General features: G+C 54.3%; 5 protein-coding genes. 3 read left to right on the top strand and 2 right to left on the bottom strand.

Annotated features, from left to right (window positions below):
* Positions 1-72: 72 nt before the first annotated feature.
* Both crfC and FFS28_RS17920 read left to right on the top strand, forming a co-directional pair.
* A complete protein-coding gene (gene crfC, locus FFS28_RS17915; protein WP_137903607.1) occupies positions 73-2,427 on the top strand; it encodes a clamp-binding protein CrfC in 2,355 nt (784 codons plus the stop codon).
* Positions 2,424-3,299: a diguanylate cyclase regulator RdcB family protein gene (locus tag FFS28_RS17920; protein WP_137903608.1), complete on the top strand. Its 876-nt coding sequence runs from the start codon at positions 2,424-2,426 to the stop codon at positions 3,297-3,299. The genes crfC and FFS28_RS17920 overlap by 4 nt, the downstream gene beginning before the upstream one ends.
* A gap of 43 nt (positions 3,300-3,342) precedes the next feature.
* Here FFS28_RS17920 and kdgT read toward each other — a convergent pair whose 3' ends face one another.
* The gene (gene kdgT, locus FFS28_RS17925) at positions 3,343-4,335 is read right to left on the bottom strand and encodes a 2-keto-3-deoxygluconate transporter (RefSeq protein WP_137903609.1); all 993 of its coding nucleotides are present in this window, start codon (positions 4,333-4,335) and stop codon (positions 3,343-3,345) included.
* 635 nt (positions 4,336-4,970) lie between these two features.
* On the opposite strand from kdgT, the gene proP reads away from it, so the two are divergent.
* The gene (gene proP, locus FFS28_RS17930) at positions 4,971-6,473 is read left to right on the top strand and encodes a glycine betaine/L-proline transporter ProP (RefSeq protein ID WP_137903610.1); all 1,503 of its coding nucleotides are present in this window, start codon (positions 4,971-4,973) and stop codon (positions 6,471-6,473) included.
* A gap of 28 nt (positions 6,474-6,501) precedes the next feature.
* On the opposite strand, the gene FFS28_RS17935 is transcribed toward proP, so the two are convergent.
* On the bottom strand, positions 6,502-7,452 hold the full coding sequence (locus FFS28_RS17935; protein WP_137903611.1) for a nickel/cobalt transporter: 951 nt from the start codon (positions 7,450-7,452) through the stop codon (positions 6,502-6,504).
* Positions 7,453-7,813: the final 361 nt, after the last annotated feature.

Raw genomic sequence — 7,813 nt, forward strand, 5'->3', positions numbered from 1 at the left:
GCCGTAAAACAATAATTAAAACAACGTAGCTTAATAAAAGTAATAAATTTGCGTTAGGGGAAGGCTTTTATCATGCACACACAGACTATTTTTGAATTAAGCCAGGAAGCTGAACGCTTGTTACAGCTTTCCCTGCAGAATCTCGATACGTTGAAATCAATGCCGATGGCGATGTTGAACAGCACAACATCCGCTATGAGCGGTGAAAAGAATAATGTTTTGCCTTTGCATTTCAGCACGCGCGGCGTCGACGCGCAGCAGGCCCTGCTGAATAATGAATTACGCAAAATAACCCGTCTTGAAATGGTATTGGCCATTGTCGGGACCATGAAGGCCGGTAAGTCCACCACCATTAATGCGATTGTCGGAACGGAAGTGCTGCCAAACCGTAACCGGCCCATGACCGCGTTGCCTACGCTCATCCGCCATACGCCAGGGCAGAAGGAGCCGATCCTGCACTTCTCTCATGTCTCGCCTATTGATACGTTGATCCAGCAGTTGCAGCAAAAGCTCTGCGATTACGATCGCGGCAAGCTGGCGCAGCGGCTGGAAATTGATAAAGACATGAACACCCTGCTGGAGCGGATCGAAAAAGGTGAGGCGTTTGAAAAACATCACCTGGGGGCCGAGCCGATATTCCACTGCCTGAAAAGCCTGAACGACCTGGTTCGCCTCTCGCTGGCGCTGGGCGTGGATTTTCCGTTCTCTGAATATGCGGCCATTGAGCACATCCCGGTGATTGAGGTGGAGTTTGTTCACCTGGCGGGTCTGGACGCGCATCTGGGCCAGCTGACGCTGCTCGACACGCCGGGGCCAAACGAGGCCGGGCAGCCGCATCTGCAAAAAATGCTCGCCGAGCAGCTGGCGCGCGCCTCGGCGGTGCTGGCAGTAATGGATTATACCCAGCTTAAGTCGATTTCCGACCACGAGGTGCGCCAGGCGATTTCCGCCGCAGGGAAATCGGTGCCGCTGTACGCCCTGGTGAATAAATTCGATCAGAAAGATCGCAACAGCGATGACGAAGAGCAGGTGCGGGCGATGATCTCCGGCACGCTGATGAAGGGAAATATCTCTCCAGGGCAGATTTACCCGGTCTCATCCATGTGGGCGTATCTGGCAAACCGCGCGCGCTATGAGCTGACCACTCACGGGCGGTTGCCTAATCATCAGGTCCAGCGTTGGGTGCAGGATTTTGCCGAAGCGGCGCTAGGGCGCCGCTGGCGCACGGCTGATTTAGATGATATCGACCATATCCGTCATGCCGCCGATCTGCTGTGGGAAGACTCGTTGTTTGAGCAGCCGATCCGTAAGCTGATTTACGCCGCCTATGCCAATGCGTCGCTGTTTGCCCTGCGCTCAGCGTCGCATAAGTTGCTGAACTATGCGCAAAACGCCCGGGAGTATCTTGATTTCCGCTATCAGGGGCTGACGGTGGCCTTTGGCGAACTGGAACTGAATATCGCCCGGCTTGAAGACGATATGGCGATGTTGCAGACGCGCCAGAACGTGGTCAGCGATGAAGTGGCGCATGAGGTTGAGCAGACCCTTACTGCCACCGATGCGTTTATGGCTCAGCAAAATCGCTCGCTTCGACAGGCGATTGGCGATGTCTTTAGCCGCCAGGCGCTATTGAATGTCGCGGGGGTTGATCCACACAGCCCGCGCCGTAGTGAGCCGGACGCGCTGCTCCAGCTGGTGCTGGAAGATGAAGGGCAGGCGCAGGTGGTGCTGAGCAAGATCCGCTCTTCCTGCGAGCTGATCATGCTGGATGCGCAGAACAAAATCAGCCGGGAGCTGGCGCTCCGCTTCGATCAGCTGGAATCTACGCTGGCGCGCTCGCTGAATGAGGCGATGCGTCCTATTGAGACGCGTATTAAGGAACAGCTGAGCCATGCCGGGTTCCGGGCGAGGATCAGCTTCCCGGCGTTTCAGGCAAACCAGCTTAATTTCAACACGCGGGGGCTGTTCAACGACGCTATCGTGCTGGATAACCGCCCGGCCGGACAGCCGTCGGTGACGGGGGGCGTGCGCGATACGGTATCCCGCTGGCTGAACAATCCGGGCTGGGGCTGGGAAGATTATGTGGTGACGCGAACGCGGTATGTTATTGACGTTGGTCAGCTCCATGACAAGTTTAAGCAGCATATTGACCAGTTTTGTGAACAAATCCGTAAAGCTTTGTCGGCGCAGGTCGATGTCTCTGTCAGGGCGGGTATGGCAACGTTCTTTGCAGAATTTTCGCTATGCCTGACCGGGTTACAAGAAAGCTTGCGTGATAGCCTCGCAGTTCGTCAGCAAAATGAGCACGCCACCCGGGCGCTCAGCCAGCTGTTGAAGCAAAGTATTACAACTGCGACGTGGATTCAGGAAGATACCCGACTGTTACGCGACGATATTCAAACCTTATTCGCGGCAGAGCAACCATGACAACACAGCTACTGGACGGTCCCGGGCGGACGCTGGAGTGTATTCATCCAAAATTTATGGTCGATCTGGTTCAGGGGGTGGACGCGACGCGTCATGCCCACCTCGGGCCGCAGCAGGTGCAGTTTCGTGAGCGTTTGACGCAGGAGATAATGACGCATACCCGGCTGCGGCCGTGGGCGATGGCGGGAATGCTCAACGAAAATGCAGCGTTGCGACTGGGGCTGGCGGAAAAATTAGCCGGTATGCTCGACCCGGGCCATCTGGCGCTGACCCGGATGACGGAAAAACTGCAGACCCTGCGCCAGCAGGCAGGCCCGCGCGCTTCGCAGTCTCCCGGCCTTCTTCAGCAGTACAGCGAACTCTCTTCGCATTTTCAGCAACGTGCCGCTTATAAAGAGAAGGCGCTTACCCAGCGCGGGCTTACCGTGCAGGCAGGGGAGCACAGCGAACAGATTTTTACCCGCTGGCGCGCCGGGCATTATGACGGCTGGTCGCTTGCCGGGCGGTGCTATATTGCCCTGGAGGAGTTGCGCTGGGGGGCGTTTGGCGATGCCTGTCGCCTGGCAAATGAAGACGTCGCCGTAATGCTTAAGGGTGACCTGCGCAGCATGGCGGCCAGCTACCTTGCGCAGGAAATTAATGCTTCTCCCGCGACCCGACATTTTTATCATCAATGGCTAACGACGCCTGCGGCTCCCGGGCTAATGGATCATAAAGACATGCTCGGCTGGTTGGGCGACTGGTGTCAGGCGGACAGTCATCCGGTGAGCTGGTCTGTGACGCAAAACTGGCAAACGGTGGCGCTGGGTATGCCGAGGCTGTGCTCTGCCAGACGGCTGGCGGACGGGATGGTTGAAGAGATTTTCAGTTAACGTTTTCCCCTCACCCACAGGGTGAGGGGATGGCTCGATGGTGTTAATGATGCATTTCGACAGGCTCAGGCTTCGGTTGCTCTGGTGCAACATTCCCGAAGCGTTTGGCGTACAGCGCGGTAATGATAGGTACCAGAATCGCGGTGACAATCACGCTGGCGGCAACCAGGGCGGTGGCGGAGGCGGCAACCGGTTCGAACGCCGGGTTAATCTGGGCGATGATCACCGGGTTTGCTACCGCGGCACCCGCAGCTGAAGAGGCGGCAACCCCTGCCGTGCCGTTTCCCCCCCCTATCACGCGGTCGGCGATGATCAGCGGAATACCGGTGATGACGATGACCGCCACACCCAGAACGATGCCCAGCAGGCCGGTATCGAGGATCACATTCAGGTTAATAGTGTTACCCAGCGCGAAACCGAAGAACGGGATCAGCACCGGCGTGGCTTTACTGAAGAAATCACGCAGATCGTGGTCGAGGTTGCCTAACGCAAAACCGATCAGGAACGGCAGGATCGCGCCGACAAAATGATGCGGTTCGAATGACGCCAGACCGGCAGAACCGAGGATCAGCATTGTCATCAGCGGACCGGATTCCAGCGACATCAATACGAATGCCCCGGATTCTTCTTTGGTGCCGTACTGGTTCATCAGGCTGGCATATAAACCACCATTGGTCATATCCATTGCGGAGACGACGGCCAGAACGGATAACCCTGCAAAGAATCCGGTCTGAATACCGTTTTCGGGAATAAACAGCGCGCAGACCATTGCCACTATCCAGGCGACGGCAATTTTAGTGAGGACCAGCGTACCGGACTTGCGTAATACGGTGCCCGTCGCGCGTAAGTTTATTGATGCACCAATACAAAAAAACCATACTGCAAGAATTGGCACCGTGCCGGTTATCATTCCTTTTGTGAATCCGCCAAAATATGCCCCGGTATCCGGTGCCAGCGTATTTAAGATTGCACCAAGTACCAGCGGAACCAGCATCATCCCACCGGGAATGCGTTCTATCGTGGCTTTAATCTTCATGTTTAACCCTCACATCTCGTCCCGCGTGGTTGGCGGAAAATTTAAAAAATAGTGCAATAAATTCAATTGATTAATCGACTCAGGAATCGGTTAATGTGTTATCCATGCAATAAAATTAATTAAGGTCTTTCTGAACACGTTCAGCAGAACGCGCCGGGAGCGCTAAGTTCGGATTTATCATGCGATCATTGGAATGATGATTCAATGAAAATAAAACAGTGTTTTAGTTATCTTTGTCACATATTTGATGTAAACATCAGACGCACTTTTTGATAATTAAACTTTATGTAAAGTTGATGTGAAGAAATGTGGTTTATTTCTTGTTGCCGGTGTGCAAAAACGGCGAGGAGGGTTAAACCCGAAGCGCGTAAAAAAGACGCCGTTGGCATGAATTGACGAAAGCTGACGAGGGGGAAATATATATGTGAAGTTGATCACAAATATAAACGCTGGTAGGGTAAAGAGGTCATTAACTGCCCATGCAGGCGTCAACAGGTTCGGTTGTATCGACGTGAAACGTCAATGTAAGTAAACCTGCTACGCTTGAATTAGGAGATTCGCATGGAGCGGATCTCAGGTTCACAGATCGCCATAAAGACTGTGGAACGGACAGGGCTGAGTCTACGAGGAAAGCTATGCTTAGAAGGAAAAAGGTAAAACCCATCACGCTTCGCGATGTCACTATTATTGATGACGCGAAATTGCGTAAAGCGATCACCGCTGCCTCGCTCGGTAATGCGATGGAGTGGTTTGATTTTGGTGTCTACGGCTTTGTGGCCTACGCGTTAGGTAAAGTATTCTTCCCCGGTGCCGATCCCAGCCTGCAGATGATTGCAGCACTGGGTACGTTCTCTGTTCCCTTCCTGATTCGCCCGCTGGGCGGCCTGTTCTTCGGGATGCTGGGTGACAAATACGGTCGCCAGAAAATCCTTGCTATTACTATTGTGATTATGTCGATAAGTACATTCTGTATCGGCCTAATTCCGTCTTACGCCTCTATTGGTATTTGGGCTCCGATCCTGCTGCTGCTCTGTAAAATGGCGCAAGGCTTCTCGGTGGGCGGTGAATATACCGGTGCGTCGATCTTCGTCGCGGAATATTCCCCGGACCGTAAGCGTGGCTTTATGGGAAGCTGGCTGGACTTTGGCTCGATTGCCGGGTTTGTCATGGGCGCAGGCGTGGTCGTTCTGATCTCCACAGTTGTCGGTGAAGAGAACTTCCTCGACTGGGGCTGGCGTATTCCGTTCTTTATAGCATTGCCGCTGGGCATCATTGGTCTTTACCTGCGTCATGCATTAGAAGAGACACCGGCGTTCCAGCAGCACGTTGAGAAGCTGGAGCAGGGCGACCGTGAAGGACTGCAGGACGGCCCGAAAGTGTCGTTTAAAGAGATTGCGACTAAGCACTGGCGCAGCCTGTTGACCTGTATCGGTCTGGTGATTTCGACCAACGTGACCTATTACATGTTGCTCACCTATATGCCGAGCTACCTGTCGCATAACCTGCATTACTCTGAAGACCACGGCGTGCTGATTATTATCGCCATCATGGTCGGTATGCTGTTCGTGCAGCCGATTATGGGGTTAATGAGCGACCGCTTTGGCCGTAAGCCCTTTATTATTCTGGGTAGCGTTGCGCTGTTTGCGCTGGCGATCCCCGCGTTTATTCTGATTAACAGTAACGTGCTGGGCCTGATTTTTGCCGGGCTGCTGATGCTGGCGGTGATCCTTAACTGCTTTATCGGGGTTATGGCGTCGACGCTACCGGCGATGTTCCCGACGCATATTCGCTACAGCGCGCTGGCCGCCGCATTTAATATCTCGGTTCTGATTGCGGGCCTGACCCCGACGCTTGCCGCCTCGCTGGTGGAAAGCACCCAGAACCTGATGATGCCGGCTTATTATCTGATGGTCATTGCGGTGATTGGTCTGATTACCGGTATCACCATGAAGGAGACGGCTAACCGCCCGCTGAAAGGGGCGACGCCTGCCGCTTCGGATATTGCGGAAGCGAAGGATATCCTGCGTGAGCACTACGATAACGTAGAGCAGAAGATTGAAGACATTGACGCAGAGATTGAAGAGCTTCAGAAAAAACGCACCCGACTGGTGGATCAACATCCACGGATTAACGAGTAATAAAAAACCCGCCGCTGGCGGGTTTTTTTTAGCATCCTGCAGCGATGTAGTCGCCGTTGGCGCTGATGGGGATCACCGTCAGGAACAGGACGGTGGCAAACAGGATCAGAATGACCCCGCCGGCAATTTTGACCGCCGGAACCAGCCAGCTCAACGAGGAGCTGCCGCCGAACCAGGCCACCGTACGTTCACGGGCGTAACGTACTGCCAGCGATAACCCCATAATAGAAAGCGCTGTTCCCAGCGACATCGTCATTACCGCGGCGATCCCCCACGTCACAATCCCCAGTGCGTTCGAGAACATCAGGATCATTATTGCGCCGCTGCATGGCCGCGCGCCGATTGCCAGAATCACGCCCAGGCGCGTTTTCCAGTCACCTTTTGTCAGGTCCGCGCCCACGCCGTGGTGCCCGCAACCGCAGTTTTCATCGTGCTGGTGCGGTCTGATGGCCCGAATGGTCATTCTGCGCGGGCGCAGGCTTTTCAGTGCCTGGTAAATGACAAACGCGCCGAATGCGCCAATCAGCACCGCGCTTATCTTCTCTACATACCAGCGGCTGGTGCTGATATCGCCCGAGGCGAGGTTAAAACCCACGGCCAGGATAAAGACAAAGAGAACGGCGCTGGCGCCCTGCATCAGGCTGCCAAGAAAGGGGACAACGCGTGCGGCGAGCTCGCTCTCTTTATTGGTGCTGAGATAGGTGGTGACAATGAATTTGCCATGGCCCGGACCTATGGCGTGGAGTACGCCATAAAGGAAAGCACCCGTTATTAGCCATAATCCACCGCTGTACTGGTGATTGTTCAGTTGAAGCAGGTACATCACCAGATAGCGATGCAGGGTAATCTGCGTTGCCAGACACCACTGGATAAAGGCATTCCAGTGGGCATGCATGCTGAATCCTGCGAAGAGGAGTACCAGCAGCATTATTCCTGCTGTGGGGATACGCCAGTCTCGGCTGAGACGTTGTGTTGTCATGGGGTGGCCTGCCGGGGAGTATTTTTCGCCAGTATAGTCGATTTTGTCTCGCTAAATGTAGGATCGCGCAGCGCGGGCAGGCCCGATTGTGGATAAGTCTGTGCGTAAAAAGGTATAAGGCGGGGTTTTGCTGTGGAATGCAGCAGTCAGTCATTTTTCTGTCATTTAGCGGTTGCGGCGGCGCGAGAACTCCCTATAATGCGCCTCCATCGACACGGCGGATGTGAATCACTTCACAGACAACCCGGTCGGTTGAAGAGAAAAAATCCTGAGATTCAGGGTTGACTCTGAAAGAGGAAAGCGTAATATACGCCACCTCGCGACAGAGCGCTAAAGCGCGTCGCAACTGCTCTTTAACAAT

The organism is Enterobacter sp. 2VL, assembly GCF_005503595.1.
GTDB classification, from domain to species: Bacteria; Pseudomonadota; Gammaproteobacteria; order Enterobacterales; family Enterobacteriaceae; genus Enterobacter; species Enterobacter cancerogenus.

Bases quoted from the DNA above. Each gene is read 5' to 3' on its own strand.
- crfC (WP_137903607.1), top strand. From the start codon at position 73: ATGCACACACAGACTATTTTTGAATTAAGCCAGGAAGCTGAACGCTTG.
- FFS28_RS17920 (WP_137903608.1), top strand. From the start codon at position 2,424: ATGACAACACAGCTACTGGACGGTCCCGGGCGGACGCTGGAGTGTATT.
- kdgT (WP_137903609.1), bottom strand. From the start codon at position 4,335: ATGAAGATTAAAGCCACGATAGAACGCATTCCCGGTGGGATGATGCTG.
- proP (WP_137903610.1), top strand. From the start codon at position 4,971: ATGCTTAGAAGGAAAAAGGTAAAACCCATCACGCTTCGCGATGTCACT.
- FFS28_RS17935 (WP_137903611.1), bottom strand. From the start codon at position 7,452: ATGACAACACAACGTCTCAGCCGAGACTGGCGTATCCCCACAGCAGGA.